This is a genomic window from Chelativorans sp. J32 (assembly GCF_000518985.1).
Taxonomy (GTDB): Bacteria; Pseudomonadota; Alphaproteobacteria; order Rhizobiales; family Rhizobiaceae; genus Chelativorans.
Map to the genome: position 1 here is coordinate 130,531 of NZ_JAEQ01000001.1, position 19,839 is coordinate 150,369.

At 60.3% G+C, this 19,839-nt stretch carries 19 protein-coding genes; 8 read left to right on the forward strand and 11 right to left on the reverse strand.

The window, feature by feature from the left end; all coding sequences use genetic code 11:
* Positions 1-34: 34 nt before the first annotated feature.
* The 3 genes from CHEJ32_RS0100670 to CHEJ32_RS0100680 all read right to left on the reverse strand — a co-directional run bounded on the left by CHEJ32_RS0100670 (position 35) and on the right by CHEJ32_RS0100680 (position 3,343).
* Positions 35-760, reverse strand: coding sequence for an SDR family NAD(P)-dependent oxidoreductase (locus CHEJ32_RS0100670; protein WP_028032111.1), 726 nt, complete (start codon positions 758-760; stop codon positions 35-37).
* Complete coding sequence (locus CHEJ32_RS0100675) at positions 760-1,998, reverse strand: NAD(P)/FAD-dependent oxidoreductase (RefSeq protein WP_028032112.1); 1,239 nt, start codon at positions 1,996-1,998, stop codon at positions 760-762. The genes CHEJ32_RS0100670 and CHEJ32_RS0100675 overlap by 1 nt, the downstream gene beginning before the upstream one ends.
* Positions 1,999-2,062: 64 nt before the next feature.
* Positions 2,063-3,343: a Rieske 2Fe-2S domain-containing protein gene (locus CHEJ32_RS0100680; RefSeq protein WP_028032113.1), complete on the reverse strand. Its 1,281-nt coding sequence runs from the start codon at positions 3,341-3,343 to the stop codon at positions 2,063-2,065.
* A gap of 130 nt (positions 3,344-3,473) precedes the next feature.
* On the opposite strand from CHEJ32_RS0100680, the gene CHEJ32_RS0100685 reads away from it, so the two are divergent.
* Entirely contained in the window at positions 3,474-4,373 is a 900-nt protein-coding gene (locus tag CHEJ32_RS0100685) for a LysR substrate-binding domain-containing protein (RefSeq protein WP_028032114.1), read from the forward strand.
* A gap of 20 nt (positions 4,374-4,393) precedes the next feature.
* Here CHEJ32_RS0100685 and CHEJ32_RS0100690 read toward each other — a convergent pair whose 3' ends face one another.
* Positions 4,394-4,747: a non-heme iron oxygenase ferredoxin subunit gene (locus CHEJ32_RS0100690; protein ID WP_245260909.1), complete on the reverse strand. Its 354-nt coding sequence runs from the start codon at positions 4,745-4,747 to the stop codon at positions 4,394-4,396.
* Positions 4,748-4,808: 61 nt separating this feature from the next.
* The gene (locus tag CHEJ32_RS0100695; protein WP_028032116.1) at positions 4,809-6,281 is read right to left on the reverse strand and encodes an MmgE/PrpD family protein; all 1,473 of its coding nucleotides are present in this window, start codon (positions 6,279-6,281) and stop codon (positions 4,809-4,811) included.
* A 263-nt stretch (positions 6,282-6,544) separates the two neighbouring features.
* Here CHEJ32_RS0100695 and CHEJ32_RS0100700 point away from each other — a divergent pair, with 263 nt between their 5' ends.
* Genes CHEJ32_RS0100700 through CHEJ32_RS0100715 form a run of 4 tightly spaced genes read left to right on the forward strand, consistent with a single transcriptional unit; the run spans position 6,545 to position 10,687 of the window.
* The gene (locus CHEJ32_RS0100700; RefSeq protein WP_028032117.1) at positions 6,545-7,474 is read left to right on the forward strand and encodes a 2-hydroxyacid dehydrogenase; all 930 of its coding nucleotides are present in this window, start codon (positions 6,545-6,547) and stop codon (positions 7,472-7,474) included.
* Positions 7,474-8,742 carry a 3-oxo-tetronate kinase gene (gene otnK, locus CHEJ32_RS0100705; protein ID WP_028032118.1) on the forward strand — a complete coding sequence of 423 codons (1,269 nt, stop codon included), beginning with the start codon at positions 7,474-7,476 and terminating at the stop codon, positions 8,740-8,742. Before CHEJ32_RS0100700 ends, otnK begins: the two co-directional genes overlap by 1 nt.
* Positions 8,739-9,389, forward strand: coding sequence for a 3-oxo-tetronate 4-phosphate decarboxylase (otnC, locus tag CHEJ32_RS0100710; protein WP_034657677.1), 651 nt, complete (start codon positions 8,739-8,741; stop codon positions 9,387-9,389). The genes otnK and otnC overlap by 4 nt, the downstream gene beginning before the upstream one ends.
* Positions 9,386-10,687: an MFS transporter gene (locus CHEJ32_RS0100715; protein WP_028032120.1), complete on the forward strand. Its 1,302-nt coding sequence runs from the start codon at positions 9,386-9,388 to the stop codon at positions 10,685-10,687. Before otnC ends, CHEJ32_RS0100715 begins: the two co-directional genes overlap by 4 nt.
* Here the strand turns inward: CHEJ32_RS0100715 and CHEJ32_RS0100720 are convergent.
* From CHEJ32_RS0100720 to CHEJ32_RS0100740, 5 genes are all read right to left on the reverse strand, one after another.
* Positions 10,674-11,294 carry a disulfide bond formation protein B gene (locus tag CHEJ32_RS0100720; protein ID WP_245260910.1) on the reverse strand — a complete coding sequence of 207 codons (621 nt, stop codon included), beginning with the start codon at positions 11,292-11,294 and terminating at the stop codon, positions 10,674-10,676. The two genes, CHEJ32_RS0100715 and CHEJ32_RS0100720, sit on opposite strands and share 14 nt — an antisense overlap.
* The gene (locus CHEJ32_RS23560) at positions 11,291-11,542 is read right to left on the reverse strand and encodes a hypothetical protein (protein WP_034657678.1); all 252 of its coding nucleotides are present in this window, start codon (positions 11,540-11,542) and stop codon (positions 11,291-11,293) included. The genes CHEJ32_RS0100720 and CHEJ32_RS23560 overlap by 4 nt, the downstream gene beginning before the upstream one ends.
* Before the next feature lie 192 nt (positions 11,543-11,734).
* Positions 11,735-12,772, reverse strand: a complete 1,038-nt coding sequence (proX, locus tag CHEJ32_RS0100730; protein ID WP_028032122.1) for a glycine betaine/L-proline ABC transporter substrate-binding protein ProX — start codon at positions 12,770-12,772, stop codon at positions 11,735-11,737.
* 72 nt (positions 12,773-12,844) lie between these two features.
* Positions 12,845-13,798 carry a proline/glycine betaine ABC transporter permease gene (locus tag CHEJ32_RS0100735; protein WP_028032123.1) on the reverse strand — a complete coding sequence of 318 codons (954 nt, stop codon included), beginning with the start codon at positions 13,796-13,798 and terminating at the stop codon, positions 12,845-12,847.
* Positions 13,798-14,910, reverse strand: coding sequence for a glycine betaine/L-proline ABC transporter ATP-binding protein (locus CHEJ32_RS0100740; protein ID WP_245260911.1), 1,113 nt, complete (start codon positions 14,908-14,910; stop codon positions 13,798-13,800). The genes CHEJ32_RS0100735 and CHEJ32_RS0100740 overlap by 1 nt, the downstream gene beginning before the upstream one ends.
* A 514-nt stretch (positions 14,911-15,424) precedes the next feature.
* On the opposite strand from CHEJ32_RS0100740, the gene CHEJ32_RS0100745 reads away from it, so the two are divergent.
* Positions 15,425-15,994, forward strand: a complete 570-nt coding sequence (locus CHEJ32_RS0100745) for an NADPH-dependent FMN reductase (RefSeq protein ID WP_034657680.1) — start codon at positions 15,425-15,427, stop codon at positions 15,992-15,994.
* A gap of 53 nt (positions 15,995-16,047) precedes the next feature.
* Here CHEJ32_RS0100745 and CHEJ32_RS0100750 read toward each other — a convergent pair whose 3' ends face one another.
* A complete protein-coding gene (locus CHEJ32_RS0100750; protein ID WP_028032126.1) occupies positions 16,048-17,262 on the reverse strand; it encodes an MFS transporter in 1,215 nt (404 codons plus the stop codon).
* Between the two features lie 134 nt (positions 17,263-17,396).
* Between CHEJ32_RS0100750 and CHEJ32_RS23565 the strand changes: the two genes are divergently transcribed.
* Positions 17,397-18,170 (forward strand): helix-turn-helix domain-containing protein, encoded by a 774-nt coding sequence (locus tag CHEJ32_RS23565; protein WP_371179757.1) that lies wholly within the window; start codon positions 17,397-17,399, stop codon positions 18,168-18,170.
* 144 nt (positions 18,171-18,314) lie between these two features.
* Positions 18,315-19,565 (forward strand): S41 family peptidase, encoded by a 1,251-nt coding sequence (locus CHEJ32_RS0100760; protein ID WP_028032127.1) that lies wholly within the window; start codon positions 18,315-18,317, stop codon positions 19,563-19,565.
* Positions 19,566-19,839 lie beyond the last annotated feature (274 nt).

Below are 19,839 nucleotides of genomic sequence, written 5' to 3' on the forward strand. Positions count from 1 at the left end.
TATGCAGACTGGTACCGGCACCCTTTTGGGACGGTTAATCCATGAAGCGTCCACCCGAGAGATTGAGGCATTCTCCGGTGACATAGCCTGCGAGAGGGGATGCCAGAAATAGAACCGCATGCGCGGCTTCTTCGCTGTAGCCGAAGCGGCAGACGGGGATTTGCGTGCGCAGCCGCTCGCGCTTTTCTGGCGCCATGGTGGCCGTTTGCGGCTCGAAGAGAGCGGTTGCAATTCCGTTCACGGTGACGCCGTCGGCGGCGGTTTCCGCTGCCAGAACCCGCATGAAGGTCAGCATGCCGCCTTTTGCCGCCGCATAGGGTGCCACGTGATGGTGGACTCCGGCCTTTCCCGACATCGAGGCGAAGGCGATGATGCGGCCGTATTTGGCAGCGCTCATCCTCCGAGCGGCTGCCTGCATCTGCAGCGCTGGAACGACGAGTTCGCTTTCGGCCACGGCCCGCATCTCCTCCGGCGTCATCTCGAGCACGGGTTTGTTGCGGACCGGCGGAGCTGAAACCACGAGAATTTCGAGGCCGCCCAAGGCTTCGAAAGCGCGGTCGATCAAGTCCAGTGGATCGCCGCCGGGCAGAAAGGCCGTTCCCTCGCTCTCGGCCGAGTCCACCGCCAGGAGCGTACCAGCTTCCTTCAACGCGTCGACCACGGCAGGGCCGACGCCATGCTTGGCGCCGACCACAAGCGCCCGCTGTCCTTTGAGACCGGCTGCGAGTTCGGCGGCGGAGCTGGATACGGAGAGATTCATCAGGCGGCCTGTTTTTTCTGGAGTTTCTGAAGAGGGGTGGAGGTATCGCGCAGCAGCGCGTCGTCCACCGGTGTTCCTTCGAGGATCATCTGCTTTAGAGGCCGGATATCGCGGGCATTGTTGAGCGTATTGCCGGCCACGATCCGGTTGCCGTCCATATAGATCGCCGTGAAGCGGTCATCTTCGGGCGAACCGCGCCAGATTATGCGCTCCCAGCGTTCCGGCGCGCCGATGATCTGGAAATTGTCCTCGTACTGATCTGTCCAGAACCATGGGAGATCGGTATAGGGCCGTGGCGCTCCGCCGATATGCCTGCCCACAGCGATCGCCTGGTTCTGTGCGTTCTGCCAGCTTTCCAACCGGATACGGCGCCCAAGCGCGATGCTCCATTGGCTGCACACGTCACCGACAGCATAGATCAAGGGATCGGAGGTGCGGCCTGCCTCGTCGACGAGGATGCCGTTGTCGCATTCAAGACCGGCGCTGCGCGCGAGATCGTCATTGGGTATTCCCCCGATCCCGCAGAGAACGAGATCGGCAAGGATGGTTTCACCATCTGCCAGATGCACCGCAGCCTGTCCGTCAATATCGCTTATGGAGGCAACGCTTGCACCGTATCGGAAAGAGATGCCGCGGCGCTCGTGGCGCGCGGCCATTGCCCTGCCGACTTCGGGTGCGACCACCCGGCCCAACGGATGATGGGCCGCTTCGATCACCGTTACCGTGCAGCCGGCCGTAACCGCGACTGCCGCGACCTCCAGCCCGATGAAACCGGCACCGATCGCGACGATCCTTCTGCCGGACGTCAAATGACCTCGAATCTCCGGAAGGTCCGCCATTGCCCGCAAGGCACGCACCCGCGGGTGATCACCGCCGGGTACGGAGAGCGGGCGCGGCCGCATCCCTGTCGCCAGCACGAGCGTTCCGTAGGCCAGGCACGCACCATCGGACAACCGGACCTGTTTCAGATCCCGGTCGATACCGCTAGCCGTTGTTTTCAGCCGAAGCTCTATTCGGTTCTCGGCATAAAAATCCAGTGGTTTCAGGTAGGTGCTTTCCGGCGCGGTCTTGCCCGATAGGACCTCCTTCGACAGCGGCGGACGTTCGTATGGCGGATGGTCTTCTTCGCCGATAAGCACGACCTCGCGGTCGGGCTGCAGCTGCCTTATCGTCAGTGCCACCCAGCCGCCGGCCTGACCAGCGCCGATGATGACGACGGGATCCGTGGTTCTGGACATTTATGCTCCCTGAGTCCCGGATTGCGGATCCGCCGCATGCCCTGCCGGGCGGATTCCGAAGCGATCAGACGGCGACAAAAGGCTCGCCGATCTTCATGGCGGTCGCTTCGAGGGCGGTCTCCTTGAAGGGGCCATCCTCCGGCAGAATGAAGGATGCGGAACGCACCTTATGGCTCTCCGGCTCAAGGCCTGGAGGCGGCGTGCCCTTCTCCAGAGCCCGCGCGGCCTTGCGCAGGCGCATGCGGGCCATGATGATCGCATTGTCGGTCGAAACGAGGTTCTCCTTCGTGCGATCGGCGATCGGCCCCATGCTTTCCTGAAGCGAAGCATCCTGGATGGCGATGCCCTTGATACCGGAATAATAGATCTTCTGGCGCTGGGCCTCACGGTCCATGAGATAGTCGTTGTCTATATTGGCGACGGGGCGGAAGGTGCCGGGGATCAGTTCGCAGTGAACGCCGTGTCCGTTCTCCATCGCTTCGAGCTCTTGCGGCGTGAGGGGGCGCGTCGGATGGAAGGTCATGGTCCAAGCCATGCAGTTCTCGTCATCCATCGGCACCCAGGCATGGCCGTTGAGCGCGTTGCCCTTATAGGGGGGGATCAGCGTGTACCAGGGCATCATCCACTGCGTGACACGCCAGTAATGGAAACCGGGCTCGGCCTTTCTGCGCGCCCCGATCATCAGTCCGCCAAGAGATTCGTGGATATCGAAGGTCGTGTTCGTCGAACGCGCATATTTCGCGCCGTCGGTGCCCCGATGCAGGGGATCGCGGTTGATGTCGCCGGAGTGAAGGAAGGAGACGTGGCTTGAATCGATGCCGCCCTCCATCGCCTGAAGATAATTGCTCTGCTGCCAGCGCTTGGAAAGGTAGCGATGGCTGGCCGGAACGTGAGCCCACTCGAATTCAGGAAGCGGCGGTTTGTGCTCCGGCGGGCCCATATAGGTCCAGATCACGCCGCCGAATTCGACGCATGGATAGGCCTTGAGCTTGATCTTCTGGCAGAAACCGCTGGATGGCGGCTCGGAAGGCACCTCGATGCACTGGCCGTTGGTGTCGTATTTCCAGCCGTGATAGGGGCAACGCAACCCCCCTTCCTCGTTGCGGCCGAACCAGAGCGATACGCCACGGTGGGCGCAGAACTCGTCCATCAGTCCGATCTTCCCGCTCGTGTCCTTGAAGGCGATCAAGCGCTCGGAGAGAAGCGAAACGCGCACGGGAGGACAGTCGGGCTCCGGAAGCTCGGAAGCCATCAATGCAGGAATCCAGTAGCGCCGGAACATCTCGCCCATCGGAGTTCCCGGCCCGGTGCGGGTCAGATACTCGTTTTCCTTTTCACTGATCATGCTGCACTTCCTTCGATTGACCGCGCCCCCATCGGCGCCTCCAGCGTCATGTGAATGGAAGGAAGTTGACACCCATGACATTTGCTGTCCAATATCAATTGCGGATGCTATTATTAGGACAAGTACATAAATGGACCTGCGTCAGTTCCGCTATTTCGTCGCCGTGGCCGAGGAACTGCATTTCACGCGGGCTGCAGCCCGGCTGAATATCGGCCAGCCCCCATTGAGTCTGCAGATCCAGGCGATCGAGCGCGAACTGGGCGTCAATCTTCTGAAGCGAACCCGCCGCAATGTGGAGCTGACACCGGCTGGACAGCTTTTCCTGCAGGAGGCGCGACTTGCCTTGCTGCAGGCCGATCGCGCCGTGCAAACCGTAACACGTGCCGCCAAGGGTGAAATGGGCACGCTGCGCATGAGCTTCATCACCTCGGCGCCGCTGGTGAATGTGTTCACGAGCGCGGTGCGCGCCTTTCGTACGGCCTCTCCGGATGTGCATCTGGAACTTCGCAGCTGTTCCTCGGTGAAGATCATCGATGACGTGTTGCTTGGCACCGTCGATCTCGGCTTCACGCGTCCTTCGATCTCGACGATCCTGCCGAGCAGCCTCACCGCGATCCCGATTTATGAGGATCAGTTGAAGGCGGTGCTGCCCGTGGATCATCCACTGAACGCGAAATCCGGCCCGATCTCGATGGGCGAGCTCAAGAACGAGCTCTTTGTGCTGCGGCCGCGCGGCAGCGGAACGGGCTTTTACGAACAGGTCTTCGATATGTGCGCGGAAGCCGGGTTTTCGCCGCAGATCGTGCAGGAGGCGGTTGAGGCCACGACGACATTGGGCCTCGTTGCCGCGGGTGTAGGCATCACGGTCGCGCCCGAAGCGTTGCGCTGCATCAATGTCCACGACGTCGTGTGGCGGGAGATAGCGGACGCGAACGTAAGGAGCCGCATCCTGCTCATCTACAACAAGAACAACACCAATCCGATCCGGGAGCGCTTCGTCAAGCGCTTTGCATCGATCGATGTCGGCTGAGGCGGCTGTAGCGCCACCTCTCACACGGGATTCGGCGAGGCGACGTCGATGAAGATCGCGCCGTCACGGACGATCGGAGTCCAGGTCTTGATCGGGATTTCGCAGGGCGGTTCGGTCGGCATCCCTGTCCGCAGATCGAACTTCCCTTGATGGAAGGGACATTCGACCTGACAGTCCTCCACAAAACCTTCCGAAAGCGATCCCGGCCCGTGTGAACAGAGATCGGCCGTCACATAGAACATATCGCCGACCTTGAATACGGCGTAGGCGAAGCCGTCGATCTCGGCCCGGAAGGGCATGTCCTCATCGACATCTTCAAGACGGCAAAGCTGCGTCAGCGCGCCGGTGGTCATCGCCTCTTTCGTCTGCGCCATTGTCATCTTCTCGTTCCACCATGAAGGCGCACCCGCCTACCGCGGGTGCGCGGGTTTAGCCTCAGGCTGCGGCGTCGATCTTTTTTGCCGCCCAATCGAAGGCCAGAAGCTTGGTGAAGTCCTTCACATTGGAAAGCTTTTCGAAGCTCACGAGTGCCTTGATGATCTGCTCGGTAACCTCACGTCCCGCAAATGGTTCGGCGTTCTGGGTCACTTTCTGAGCGATGTCCGCATCGGAGAACGGGTTCTTGGGATGGCCGGGGAAAGGCTTGGCCTCGCCATGTGCCACGGTGCCGTCCTGGAGTTCGATCTCGACGCGGGACAGGTAACCGGCTGCGGCGCGGGCAAGCTTGCCGCTGGCAAGCGTGCCGAGTTCCGGTGCCGGGAACACCTTGACGTTCTCCGCAACGAATTTCTGGCGCTTTGCTTCGCGGACCTTCTCAATATCAAAGCTGTCGACCCCGATATAGCCATCGAGAACGGCTGCCCCGACGATATAGGGCATAGAATGGTCGGCGGTTTCGCGGGAGATCGGCCGGTAAGGATCCTGACGTATGGCCACCAGATGGTCGTATGCACCCTCTTCCGAGAAGACGCGCACTTCCTTGATCTGGCTAAGATCGGAAATCTTGCTGCGCGCCTCAAGCGCTGCGCGGATCGCGCTCTGCCCGACCGAACCCACCGGCCAGAGCTTCATATAGGTTTCGGCAATCCTGGAAAGCTTGATCTCGGGCCGCAAACGCTCCTTCAGCACCGGAATGGGATCGTGCTTGTTGGCAAGCTTGGCGATAAAGCCATTGTTGCCGGTGAAGGGACGCACCGCCGCTTCCACACCAGCTTGTGCCAGGAAGCAGGCTTGCAATGCGTTGCGAACCGCATCGGAACCATTGAACCGCTTCCAGAGCGTGAGGTCACCGCGCTTGTTGAGCTCGCAGGATTCCACCTCGTCGGAGGCGAAGTGCGGGATGACGGCGATGCCGAAGGCCTCGCGTGCCTGCTCGACATCTAGCTTCAGCAGCCGCGCTATGGCTGCGCATGCGCCGATACCGGTGAGATTTGTGTAGTCCCAGCCGCCGGGAGCAGTCGAGAAGGCATCGAATACGGCGCCAACCATCTCATAGCCCACCGATAGGGCTACCAGTAGGTCTTCACCGCTGGCGCCGGTCCATTCCGCGGCCGCAATGACGCCGGCCACCATGTCGCTCGGATGCCCGGAGTTGCGTTCGCCGACATAGAAGTCGTTATAATCGAAACAGCGGAGGAGAGAGCCGTTCACGAAGGCGGCCAGATCAGGGTTCGCGCGCATCGAAGTGCCCCAGATCACGTCCCCATTTGGCGTGGCGAACTGGGCTGCGAATTTGCGGGCGATGTGGGAGGCGGGATGGTCGAGCGCACCGAGGGCGACGGCGACGGAGTCGCTTAAGGCACGTTTTGCAGCGTGCCGCGTATTCTCGTCGAGCTCGCCGGAAACGTTGACCGTGAAATCGGCCAAAAGCTCCGCCACTTCGTCGCGATAGGTGATTGTCTCTGCCATCGATACTCTCCAGCCTCAGATATTAACCTCGGCCGCGCCGATCGGATGGGATCGGGACGGCCACGCTCTCTGCTGGAGTTATCCGAGGTGACTACCTGTGTCCAATATCAATGGGCTCGCCATTTATTCCATATATTAAATGACTGAGGTCGCGAGTTTCATTTGCAAACCAGAATAAAATAGACCCCTTTTGATATTGGACACCCTCGGAGCGGCGGGCGTAATCAGTAGGAAGTCCATCTAGGTCCGAAGGGAGAGGAAAAATTCGCCCGGCCGTTCTAGTTACAAAACCGCTTCCCAAGAGCTGCATCGCTGCACTTGAACGCCACTATACGGTGCACATGCTCGTGGGCGTTCCGGAGCCGGACGCGGTGCTTGCGAAGCATGGTGCCGAGGTGCGCGCGATAGCTGGAGGAAAGGTACCTCGCTCCTTGATGGAGCAACTCCCCAATCTTGAAATCATTGCCAATTCAGGGGTTGGTGTCGATTCCATCGATCTCAACGCCGCACAGGCGCGCAACATCGCCGTCACGAACACGCCGGGTGTGCTCAACGATTCCGTGGCTGAACTTGCGATCGCCCTGATGTTGGCTCTTGCGCGCTCGGTGCCGCAGGCAGACCGCTTCGTGCGCGAGGGCAAGTGGCAGGAACGGATGTTTCCGCTCCGCAACGAACTCAGTGGGAAGACGGCGGGGATCCTTGGGCTGGGGCGCATCGGCAAGGAGATTGCGAGGCGGCTCGCCGCATTGAAGATGAAGATCGTCTATTGCGGCCGCACGAAACAAGAAGATCAGCCCTATGCGTTCATTTCCGACCCGGTCGCGCTGGCGCATGAATGCGATTGGCTGGTGGTGATCGCTCCGGGCGGAAAGGCCACGGACAAGATCGTTTCGCGGCAGGTTCTGGAGGCGCTGGGACCGGAGGGATATCTGGTGAATGTCGCCCGGGGATCGTTGGTCGACCAACCTGCTCTGATCGAGCTGTTGCAGTCGGGAAAATTGGGGGGCGCGGCGCTGGATGTCTTCGACGATGAGCCGAACGTGCCGGCCGAGCTTCTCACGCTCGAAAATGTTATTGTCTCGCCCCATCAAGGCAGCCGTACGGAGGAGGCGCGGGAAGCCATGGGACGACTCGTTGCGGAGAATATCATAGCGCATTTCGAGGGCCGTCCTCTTCCCTCGCGGGTCGCGTGATGGCTGAGGCCGCTGCAGCGCTCTGCATCGGCGCCATAGCCGACGATCTGACCGGCGCCACCGATCTGGCGTTGATGCTGTCCCGGGGCGGAATGCGGGTAAAGCAGGTGGTCGGCGCACCTGAAAGCGACATTGACCTGCAAGGGGCTGACGCCGTCGTGGTGTCGCTGAAGTCGCGCACCATCCCCGCCGAAGATGCCGTCGGGCAATCGATCGCTGCCGCGAAAGCCCTGCTGGACGTCGGGGCCCGGCAGCTCTTCTTCAAATATTGCTCGACCTTCGATTCCACCGATGATGGGAATATCGGGCCGGTCATCGAGGCGCTTCTGGAACTGCTGGGGGAAAAGCGAACTCTCGCCTGCCCGGCATTCCCCACCAACAAGCGCACGGTCTACAAGGGCCATCTCTTCGTTGGCGACCAGCTCCTTTCCGATTCCAGCATGAAGGATCACCCGCTGACGCCGATGCGGGATTCCAATCTCGTCCGTGTCCTTGCGCGCCAGATGCGTCTGCCGGTCTCTCTCGTGCCGATCGAGACGGTAAGAGCCGGCATCGACGTTCTGAGGGCGGCGCTCCAGGCCATCGAAGGTGTGGCGATCGTCGATGCGTTGGAAGACGAGGACCTGCGCACCATCGGTGCGGCCGCGCAAACGTTTCGCCTCGTTACCGGGGGATCCGGAGTTGCGCTCGGCCTGCCGAACAATTTCGGCATTGAGCGACGGTGTGCCCGGACTTTCGCCCTCAAGGCACCGCATGGCCGCGCCGTCGTGCTTGCGGGCTCATGTTCGGCGGCCACGCGACGGCAGATCCAGACCGCTCTGAAATCAGGCATGCCGGGATTGAAACTGGACCCGCTTGCGATTGCCAGGGGGGCGACGGCGGTCGAAGATGCCGCTGCTTTCGCCCTGGCTACGCCCGGGAATGCGATACCCATCATCTACGCGAGCGACGCCCCGGAAGCTGTTGCCGAAAGCCAGCGCGTGCTCGGTCGGGAGCGCGCGGGAGCGGTGGTCGAGGACTTCCTGTCCGAGCTCTCCGCCGAGCTTGTCGAAAGAGGCTTTTGCCGGATGATCGTCGCGGGAGGCGAAAGCTCCGGCGCTGTCATCAAGGGGCTTGGTGTGAGAAGCCTCCAGGTTGGCCCGGAGATCGACCCAGGCGTACCTTGGATGCAGGCGACAAGCGGTGGACATGCAGTCGCCCTGGCGCTGAAATCCGGCAATTTCGGCGCTGACGATATCTTTATGAAGGCGTGGGAGAAGCTCGAATGACTGGAACGCTTTCCGAAGAGACGAAGCTGCGCGACGAAATCGTTGCGGTCGGCCGCTCGATATTCGACCGCGGGCTGACCGGGGGATCCACAGGCAATATCAGCGTACGGCTCTCCAATGGGTCGATGTTGATGACGCCGACCAATGCGAGCCTGGGCGATCTCGATCCCGCGCGCTTGTCCCTCTTGGACAAGCAGGGCGTACATATCTCCGGCGATAAGCCGACCAAGGAAGCTTTTCTCCACACCTGCATGTACTGCGCGCGCGGCGGGGACAATGCGGTGGTGCACCTGCATTCCACCCATTCGGTTGCGGTCAGCATCCTGGATGGTCTAGATAGCGAAGACGTCCTGCCGCCTTTGACCGCCTATTACGTGATGCGCGTGGGCACGCTGCCGCTGATCCCCTATTTCGCGCCGGGGGACAAGGCACTGGCGGAAGCGGTGGGTGCAAAGGCAGGGCGCCATCACGCCGTGCTCCTCGCCAATCATGGCCCTGTCGTTTCCAGCTCTTCTCTCGCGAACGCGCAATATGCCGTGGAGGAGCTTGAGGAGACGGCGAAGCTCTTCCTTATGGTCAAGGATCGGCCGGTCCGGCCCTTGACCGCCGACCAGGTGGCCGACCTTAAATCCCGGTTCGGCTCATGAGTTCGGAGCAATCCGCCGGAATTTCCGACGGGAGCCGAGCCGGCTCGGCCTATGGCTGGGTGATCGTCGCGATCGCCTTTCTATCCATGGCCATGGTGTTCGGCTCGCGCTTTTCGCTTGGCCTTTTCCTGCCGCACCTGCCGGAGGGCCTCGGCACGTCTGCGGCAGCGGTTTCGGCGACGCTCGCCATTTCCATGCTCGGAGCGGCCATTGCCCAACCATTGATCGGCTGGTTTCTGGATCTTTGGGGAAGCCGGATCGTGTTATCGTTTGGACTTGGCTTTGCGGGGCTGGCGCTCTGCGGCACCGCCTTTTCCAACGCACTCTGGCAAATGACGCTGTTCATGGGCCTGGGAAGCTCGGTCGCCTATGCGGCTGTGAGTCCCGTTTCCATCACCTCGATCGTGTCGAGCTGGTTCGATGCGAAGCGGGGCATGGCTCTCGGGGTGGCCACGTCCGGTACCAAGGTGGCGATGATCTTTCTTCCCCCGGCAGTGGCGGCGCTGATAGCGTTCTTTGGCTGGCGAACCGCCATGCTGGTCCTTGGCCTGATTGTCTGGCTGCTTATTCCCGCGGTGCTCTTTTTCGTCAAACCCGCCCCCGGCGCCGCATCCGGTTTGACCAAGGATCTGGCGGGCAAAGACAAGTTGGTGGGCGATGCGGCGGATGGACCTTTGGCTCCCGATGCGGATGCTACCTTATGGACCGCGCTGACGGCGCCGGCCTTCTGGCTGATCGCGGTCAGCCTCTTTGCCAACGGGTTCATCATGAACCTGGTCTTCATCCATCTCCCCTCCTTCGTCCTCAGCCATGGTTACGACGAGGCCCTGGCCGCAACCGGTCTTGCCGTCCTCGGTGCTATCGGGATCGTCGGGAATGTGGTTACCGGCGCACTCTCGGATCGCATGGGGCGACGCACCGTTTTGCTGATCCTCTTCGCAGCGCGTGGGATCACGACACTTTCGCTGGTGCTTGCGCCCAGCCTGTTGTCCTTCCTTGCCTTCATCATTGCATTCGGGCTGCTCGGATATGGCGCGATCGGCGTGATCGGCGCGCTGGCCTCTGAAATCTTCGGCCGGCGTTCGATAGGCGCCATTCTGGGAAGCGCCTATGTGTTCAATCAGGTAGGAGCTGCCGCCGGTATTTACGCCGGCGGCGCTTCGCTTGAATGGACAGGCACCTACAATGCTGCGCTTTGGCTATCGATATTCACCACGGTGCTGTCCTTCGGCTGCATCCTGTTGTTGCGTGAGACCCGGCCAGTCGCGGGGGGCCATCCTGATTTCACATCCAATTGAGCAGCGCATAACCAGTGGTATAACACGCGCCAAAGCCGCACTGCAGAACCACCGAGACAAAATTTATCAGTGCGACGAGGATCACATAAAAGCTGAGCGCTTGCGCAATTTTGCTTATCAAAGGATAGTGAGAAACACGAGCGCCTTGAATATCCTTGCCGCCCAAGACAGCCAACTGAACTGCAAAGGCAATCAGCAACGCAACCGCAATAACGACTGACCATACCGGGAGGTGCAGTCCGAAGATGGCGCTGCCGGGAAATGCATGACCGGGTCTAGGATAGATGTTGATCAATGTCTGCCGCACCGACACGATCAGCAGGAGGACCGTGAACAGCAGGCTCACGCCGGTGTACTGATAAGAAAACCCATGGCGGAACTGCAGCAGGATGCCGAAACAGACACCGATCATTGCCGGGCGCTGCAGCAGGCAGAGCGAGCAGGGCAATTCACCCATCGCATATTGCATCACCATCGCCGCAGTGAGAATAGCTGCAATGACGGCCATCATCGCTAGCAGGTAGAGATAGTTGAGAACCACGGGCAAGTGTCCCGATTCGTAAGGGTCAAGCCCCATTATACGATTGAAAGTGCTGTTGCTGGTCATGCCCAGTCTCCAGCCATTTGCGGGACGTGGTGAAAGACGAGTGGTTTGTCCGCAGTCAGCGGATTATCGATGTACTGGGTTTGAATCCACGGCATACGGAATCCGTATTCGGGATTGTAAATCACCAAAAGAAAGTTCGACGTCGTAAGAACGAAGCAGACAAGAATACAAAGCACGGCGAAGAAGCGGCTGCCGAACCAGCACACCAAAAGTGCCAGCGACAGCGAGGCAAAAACGGCTACCATCATGGTCAACCTCCTTTTTGGCCATGATAGAAGCTCAAAAAATACAACTTACAGTTAATGTGTATGACGCAAATATATCTTATAGGTGTGCTGTCTTTGTCAAGCTCGTAGACCCGATCGAGACCGGCCACGCATCTAAGATGGCCTAACGAGAGAGGGAGGGACTACAGCGAGGCCGCCGCAGTCCCAACAGCATCATTGCGCGGCGGCGCGGGCCTGTTCGAGCCAGCCATTCACGAGATTGGCATGTGCCTCGATCCATTCCGTCGCGTGGCGATCGATATCCGTGGGATTTCCCTCGCCATCATTCATCTTGGCGTTTTGAGCAAAGATGTCTTCCACCGGGATCGAAGCCGCCTCAAGCAGGGCTTTCACAGCGGGATTTTCCTGGAGGAAAGTGGAATTGACCACCGGACGTATATCGTTTGCCGGAAATCCGAGTTTACACGGATCGGCCACGCAGCCTTCCACGCCTTCAAGCGTCGCAGCGTCTTCCAGATCCTTCTGGTCCTTAGGGAGATCGACCCGCGGAACCTCGATCCACATCACATCCTGCCCGGGCTTCAACGCGTCGACGGTCCAGTTCGGCGTCCAGGTGTAAAAGAGGATCGGCTTGCCTTCACCAAAGGCAGCGACAGCGTCCGCCATCGAGGCCGAATAGCTGGCCTTGATGGGGTTCAGGACGTCACGCAATTCGTAAGCATCCAGATGATGTTCGATGGTGACCTCGCAGCCCCAGCCTGGCGGACACGCCACGAGATCCGCCTTGCCGTCACCGTCGCGATCGAACGCCTCGCGCACCTCGTCTCGCTTGAAATCGTCAAGCGTCTTGATCCCGAACTTCTCGACCGAGGCCTTGTCGACCAGATATCCCTCTAGGGCACCACCCTTCGCGACATAGCCTACCTTCTCCGCGCCCTGGGAGAAGGTGCTTTCATAGGTGTTGTGAAGCGGGAACCAGCCATTCACCCAGAGATCGAGATCGCCTTGGGCCACGGCTTGATAGAAGGGCGGGTTGTCGAGTGTCGTCGGTCCTTCAACCGTATAGCCCAGTTCTTCCAGAAGCTTTTTGTAGATAGCGGCTTCAAACCATCCCGTATCCCAGGTTGCCTGCGCCATCCTTATGGTCGTGCCTTCTCCTGGCTGATCCTGCGCGGCAGAAGTTGCCGGGAACGGCAAGGCCAGTGCCGCTGAAAGAGCAAGGGCGGAAATGGTTGTTCTGGATATTTTCATGAAGGTCTCCCCTGTTTTGGTAGGGCCGCGCAAGGGCGGCCCTCGATCGACCCGCCGTTGCGGGCGGATGCGCTACAGGCCCTTGGGTGCAGCCCGTTCGTGATTGGCGCCGGCCTCGCTGCGCGTCGCCGGTGCGAAGAAGGATTTCAGCGTGGCGGCCAGAGATGTGGTGTGGACTGCTTTCCGCTCGCCAACGGCCTGGCTGATGCGGTCGAGGATAATCGCGAGGAGCACGATCCCCACGCCCCCGGCAGTCGCGTTTCCGACGTCGAGACGACCGAGGCCGGTGAATACGGTGAGTCCTAGTCCGCCGCCGCCGATCAGCGCGACGATGACCGCCATGGAAAGAGCCAGCATCAGCGTCTGGTTCAGCCCTGCCATGATGGTGCGTATCGCCAGCGGGAACTGGACCTCCACGAGCGCCTGCCAAGACGTGGCTCCGAAGGAAGTGGCGGCTTCCGTTAGGTCGGCGCGGACGCTTCGAATGCCGAGATTCGTGAGCCGGACGATCGGGGGCAGGGCAAATATGATCGTAGCGATGATGCCGGGTACCATTCCGACGCCGAACAGCATGACGATCGGCACGAGATAGACGAATGAAGGGATCGTCTGCATGACGTCGAGAATCGGCCGTTGAATCTTCTCGAAAAGATCGCTGCGCGCGGCGGCGACGCCCAGGGGCACGCCAATGATCACGCAAAATAGGACCGCTGTAACGACCATTGCGAGAGTGGTCATCGTCTCGCTCCAAAGGCCGATGAGATCGATGAAGAAAAGAGACGCCAGGGTGAAGATGCCGACGCCGCGCCCTGCCGCCCGCCAAGCGACCGTGGTGAGAATGGCCGTAAAGAGCAGCATTGGCACGGCATTGAGCACGTAATCGAGACCGTCGAGAACCTGAACGACCGGCCACTGGATTGCGCGGAAGAAGGGCCTGAAATTGGGGACGAGCCACCCTTTCACAAAGGCGTTCACCCAATCGTTGAAGGGAATGGCGAGGAAATCCGAGGGACTTAACCAATCCATTATGCAGCCCCCGCAAGCTTGTCGAACACCGCCTGGGGCGGGACGACCCCTGTGAGCCGCCCGTGTGCATCACGAAGCGCGATGGGAAGGCCCATCCTCGCCATCGGATAGAGATCGTTCAGATATGCATCCGGGGATGCAGCCGGGAACCTGTGCGACGCCACCTCGCGGACGATCTTCGTCCCGCAGCGGCAGGCTTCGATGGCGCTTCGATAGGTGAGAATGCCGGCCACCTTGTCGCCATCCGTCACGTAAAGCGCGTCCAGTTCGAGATCTTCCATGCGGCGCGCGGCATCATCCACCTGCGCACCCGCCTCTATCGCTTGTGGCTCGACAGCTATGCTTTTGGCCCGGAACACGCGCGAGCGATCGATATCGGCCGTGAAGGCTGCGACATAGTCGTTTGCCGGCGACCCGACAATTTCTTCGGCCGAGCCTACCTGGACGAACCGGCCATTGCGCATGATCGCGATCCTGTTACCCAGGATCAACGCCTCGTTCAGATCATGGGTGATGAAGACGATGGTTTTCTTCAGGCTTCGCTGCAGTTCCAGCAGTTCCGCCTGCATGTCGCGGCGGATCAGGGGGTCGAGCGCGCCGAAGGGTTCATCCATCAGCAGGATTTCGGGATCCGCGGCAAGCCCGCGCGCCAACCCGACGCGTTGCTGCATGCCGCCGGAAAGCTCCTCCGGATAGCTGTCGGCGCGGTTTGCAAGCCCCACCTGCTCCAGCACGGCATGGGCGCGCTCGCGGCGCTCCGCTGCTTGTACGCCCTTGATCTTCAATCCGAAGGCGACGTTTTCCGCGACGGTTTTGTGGGGGAACAGCGCGAAATGCTGAAACACCATCGAAACCTTGTTGCGCCTTAAGGAAAGAAGCTCTTCTTCGCTGCAACTAGCGATGTCGATGTCGTCTATAAGTATTCTTCCCGAGCTCGGTTTGATGAGCCCATTTATCATCCGGACAAGCGTAGATTTTCCGGAGCCAGAAAGACCCATAACGACGAATATCTCGCCGTCCGAAACTTCGAAATTTACATTCTCGACACCGACGACCTGCCCGGTCTCAGAGTGAATCTTGTCCTTGTCCAAACCTTGCCGGAGAAGAGCCAAGGCTTGCTCTGGCTCGGTTCCGAAGATCTTGGAAACAGATGAGCATATTATCTTAGAAGTCATGTTCTGTATTGTTTTAAACCTCGCATTGTCGGTTTATAATACACCTTGGTAGGGGAGGAATCAAATGTGAACACACTTGGCCTCTACTCCAGAATATGTATCTCGGTGATACCATCTTAATCCCCAAAGATGTCATATTTGATGATTTTGGTGGGCTGTTTATACGAATGTGAACCAAGGGTGACAACCCAAGGGTGGAAATTAATCGTATTCAGATCTCAATTGCTCGGCCAGGTGGTTGCCGGCGATCCGCTTCAAACGGCCCTTGCGAACCTTGGAAAATGTGGGGGTTCGGGCCGCAGTGGCTGCGGCGCTGATGTGGTGTCAAAGGAACAAATATCCCGCTCGATTTGTTGTGCGAAAACGGCGTCTCAGGTGCCCGACTGCCTAGCAGCGCCTGTAGGTGGGCTTCCCTCACAACCACCGGACGCCGATGCTCCAGGAGGCAAAAATGTCATGGGAAGTCGGCTATTTCGTCGGTAGCCTCGCGACCAATTCGATCAATCGCAAACTGGCGCGCGCATTGGTCCGTCTAGCGCCGGCCGAGTTGAACATGGTCGAAATCCCGTTCAAGGACTTGCCGCTCTACAGCTATGACTATGACGATGATTTTCCGCCGGTCGCGCGACAATTCAAGGATCAGATCTCCCATGTCGACGCGGTTCTATTCGTTACGCCCGAATACAACCGCTCCATTCCCGGCGGATTGAAGAACGCGATCGACTGGGCAAGCCGCCCCTATGGCCAGAATTCATTTACGCGAAAGCCCTCGGCCGTCATCGGGACCTCGCCCGGTGCGATCGGCACGGCAGTGGCGCAGCAGAGCCTTCGCAGCGTGCTGAGCTTCTGCAATTCGCCGCAAATGAACTCTCCGGAAGCCTATATCCAGTTCACTCCCGGCCTCATTACTGACGAAGGTGACGTCGCGAACAAGTCAACCGAGGAATTTTTGCGCAATTACATGGCGGAGTTCCACCGCTTCATCGAGCGTGTGTACACCGCCCTCCCAAGGAAGCGCTGAAGGCGGCGGGGACTGCTGCCGCCCAGCCAAATTGCGCGTCGTTTCTTGAGCGCCTATTTCGCTGCGGCTTTCGCCTGCTTCACATCCGGCAGGAGCACCGTCAGGAGTCCGAGAAGCGGCAGAAACGAGCAGAGCCAGTAGACATACTCGATGCCCTTCGCATCCGCCACCAAGCCGAGCGATGCGGCTGCGATGCCAGCAACGCCGAACGCAAAGCCGAAGAAGATGCCGGCCACCATTCCCACGCGACCGGGAACCAGTTCCTGCGCCATCACGACGATTGCGGGGAACGCCGAGGCGAGGACGAGGCCGATAATTGCCGATAGCACGACAGTCCATTCAAGATTTGCATAGGGTAGCACGAGTGTGAACGGCACGACTCCAAGAATGGATACCCAAATGACCGCTTTCGTGCCGATCCGGTCGCCAATCGGACCTCCAAGGATCGTCCCGGCGGCGGCGGCTCCCAGGAAAACGAAGAGCAGCACTTGCGAGGCCTGTACGGATACGCCGAACTTGTCGATGACATAGAAGGTGTAGAAGCTCGAAATGCTGGTCAGGTAGATGTGTTTCGAGAAGGTGAGGAGCGTCAGAATGACCAGCGCGGTGACGACCTTGCGCCGCGGAAGAGAGGCTGCCTGCTTCGCTTTCGGGCGCCGCGCGGCATCGGCCTGCTGGCCCGCATACCAATTGCCGACCCGCCAGAGGATCATCATTCCCAGGAGCGCTGCAGCCGAAAACCAGGCAACGCTCGCCTGGCCGCGCGGCACCACGACGAAGGCAGCGAGCAGCGGGCCGACCGCGGAGCCGAAATTGCCGCCCACCTGGAACAGGGATTGTGCAAGGCCATAGCGCCCGCCCGAGGCGAGCCGGGCAACGCGCGAGGATTCAGGGTGGAAGATCGCCGAACCGATACCGATCAGGGCTGCCCCCAGGACGAGGAATCCATACTGTCCGGCATAGGCGAGAAACATCAGGCCGATGAAGGTGGCGCCCATGCCCACCGGCAGCGAATAGGGCATGGGACGTTTGTCCGCATAAAACCCGATCATCGGCTGGAGCAGGGATGCGGTGCCCTGGAACGTCATCGTCAAGACGCCGATCTGCCAAAAATCCAGCCCGTAATCGCGCTTCAACATCGGATAGATGGCCGCGAGCAGGGACTGCATCACGTCGTTGATGAGATGGCAGAGGCTGACCGCCAGGATGATGGCGAAAACGGTGGTCTCGGCGGGGTGCCTTGCGGAGACTGCGGGCGTATCGGTCAAGATCGGCTCCAAGAGATTTTGCCGCCACTCATAGTCCCGTTGCGCGCGTGCTTCTTTCGTGTTTTGGTCCAAAAGTTTCGAGAGTGGGCCAGGCGCATGGAAATCTCATCGTGAGCGAAGCTGGCGGGGAGGAAATCGCGGACCGGACGAGGCGTGAGTGGATCGATGCCGCCGAGGCCGCTGTGCTCGCATTGCCGACCGATTATCCCGACGGGTATCACGTGGAAAAGCACCGCCATAGCCGGTCGCAGCTTCTCTATGCCCTTTCCGGCGTGGCCGTTGTGAGGACAGGCGGTGGCCGATGGATGGTGCCGCCCGAGCATGCGATCTGGCTGCCGGCCGGCGTGGAGCACGCCGTGGACATGCTCGGCGATGTCCAGATGCGCTCGATCTACGTACGCCAGGGCGCGATTGCCGGTCTGCCCGACACGCTTCGGGTCTTCGCCGTAACGAATTTGATGCAGAACCTGATCGTGGAGGCAATGGCGTTGCCTTCCAACGAGCAGCCCGTCGGCCGCAGCGCACTCATCCTGGACCTGCTTCTGCACGAGATCCCGAAGCTGCCGGAGCGGCCATTGGCGCTCCCATTTCCGGAAAACCGGCGGCTTGCCGCGCTCTGCCGGCGTTTCCTGGATGCACCCTCGCCGCGCGCGACAATAGACGAATGGGCGAAAGCGGCGGGCATGAGCCGGCGTAATTTCACCAGAACGTTCCAGCGCGAGACCGGCCTCAGCCTTTCCATGTGGCGGCAGCAGGCCTGCCTCTTCGCCGCGCTGCCGCGCCTGGCCGACGGCGAGCTTGTCACCACGGTCGCCCTCGATCTCGGCTATGACAGCGTTGCGGCATTCATAACGATGTTTCGGCGCATGACGGGCGAGACCCCACGATCCTGGCGCAAGCGCACATAAAGCGATGCGGCGATACGTCGGACCTCCCGTAGACCGAGCGGAAGGAACCATGTTCGATCATCCGTGGCGACGTTCCCGGAGGATATGCCTCGTTGCAGCCGCACTTTGGCCCGAGTCTGTCTCCGACAGGATGGGACGCGACCCATGCAGACAATCAGGCCCGGCGCTTTCGCCATTGTGTTTCTGCTCTTCAGCTCGCCATATGGACTGGCTGATGACCCGCCGAAATCCGCCCATCCAGTATTCGATCGCGTGGTCGATCTCGTAATCGAAAATTTCTATGACGTCTCGGCGCTCGATCGCTTCCGTTCAGCCGTGAAGCGCGAAATCGAGGATCCAGGCTCTCCTTTGACCAAAGATAGTCCAAACGCGCGAGTGGACCGGGCAATCGATGCCATACTCGCGAGCCTGCAAGCATCTCATACCGGCCGTTACAAGCCGAATACGATCGATTATTTCGAGCTCATCGATATCTTTCGCTTCGCCGTCCGAAGAGACATGGAGCGGCTGTTTCCGCCAAGAGGCGAAGCCAGCTATCCGGGCATCGGTATGGTGACGAGCGAGGAAAACGGTACTCGCTTCGTGACGGACGTCTATGATGGCTCGCCCGCGGATAAGGCCGGTATCCTGGTGGGCGACGAAATCCTTTCGGTGGATGGCGCGCCGTATCACGAGATCAAGTCCTTTCAGGAAAAGGTCGGGCAGACCGTCGAACTTCAACTGCGCCGCGCGCAAGGCGCAGCGCCGACCACGGTCAAAGTCGCCGTCAAGCGGTCGAGGCCGCTCCATACCTTCGCCGAAGCCATCAAGGACAGCGTGATGGTGATCGAGCGCGGCGGGAGGCATATCGGCTATGTCCGGCTCTGGACGCTATCCAGCCCCGAGGGGATGGAAACGGTTGCCAGGGAACTCGGGGCCGGCCGATTGAAAGATGTGGATGGACTCGTGGTCGATCTTCGCGGCCGCTGGGGTGGCGGCAGTTCCGACGCAGCCGAGCTTTTCGTTGGCGACACGCCACCCTTCCGTCTCATCCCGCGGAAAGGTGATGACATCCTTGCCAATGTGCGCTGGCATCGGCCGGTCGTCGCCATCATCGACGAAGGGACCAGAAGCGGCCTCGAAGTGTTCGCCTATGCTCTGAAAGCCAACGGCATCCCGCTGGTCGGAGCACAGACGGCGGGCGCGCTTCTCGCCGGCCGCGCCTATCTCCTTCCCGATGACAGCCTTCTCGAACTGGCGGTTCTCGACGCTGTTCTCGACGAGAATGAACGCCTCGAGGGACGCGGCATTACCCCCGATATGCCTGTAGCATTCGTGCTTCCTTATGCCGCCGGAAAGGATGCCCAACTCGCTGCGGCTGTCCAGGAGATGGAGCGGATATTGGAGGAACGCTGACGATCCGGCGGACGAGGGAGCCCCGCCATCAGCCGATGCTCGGCTGGAACAAGTAAGCGGAAGCCAAGGTTCGGAGGCTCTCAATGTCAGCGATTAGGAGCGCTCATCATGGGCAAGCTGGTTCCTCTCTTTACAGCCCTCGCCATAACGCTCGCGCCTGGTCTGGCCTCAGCCCAGTCGGACCGCCCAGGTGGCCCAGGGCCGGACGGTGGTCCTCGATCCGGTTTGCCTCGGGATGACGGGCCGGCGGCCGACCGCGAATCCATGCGCCAGA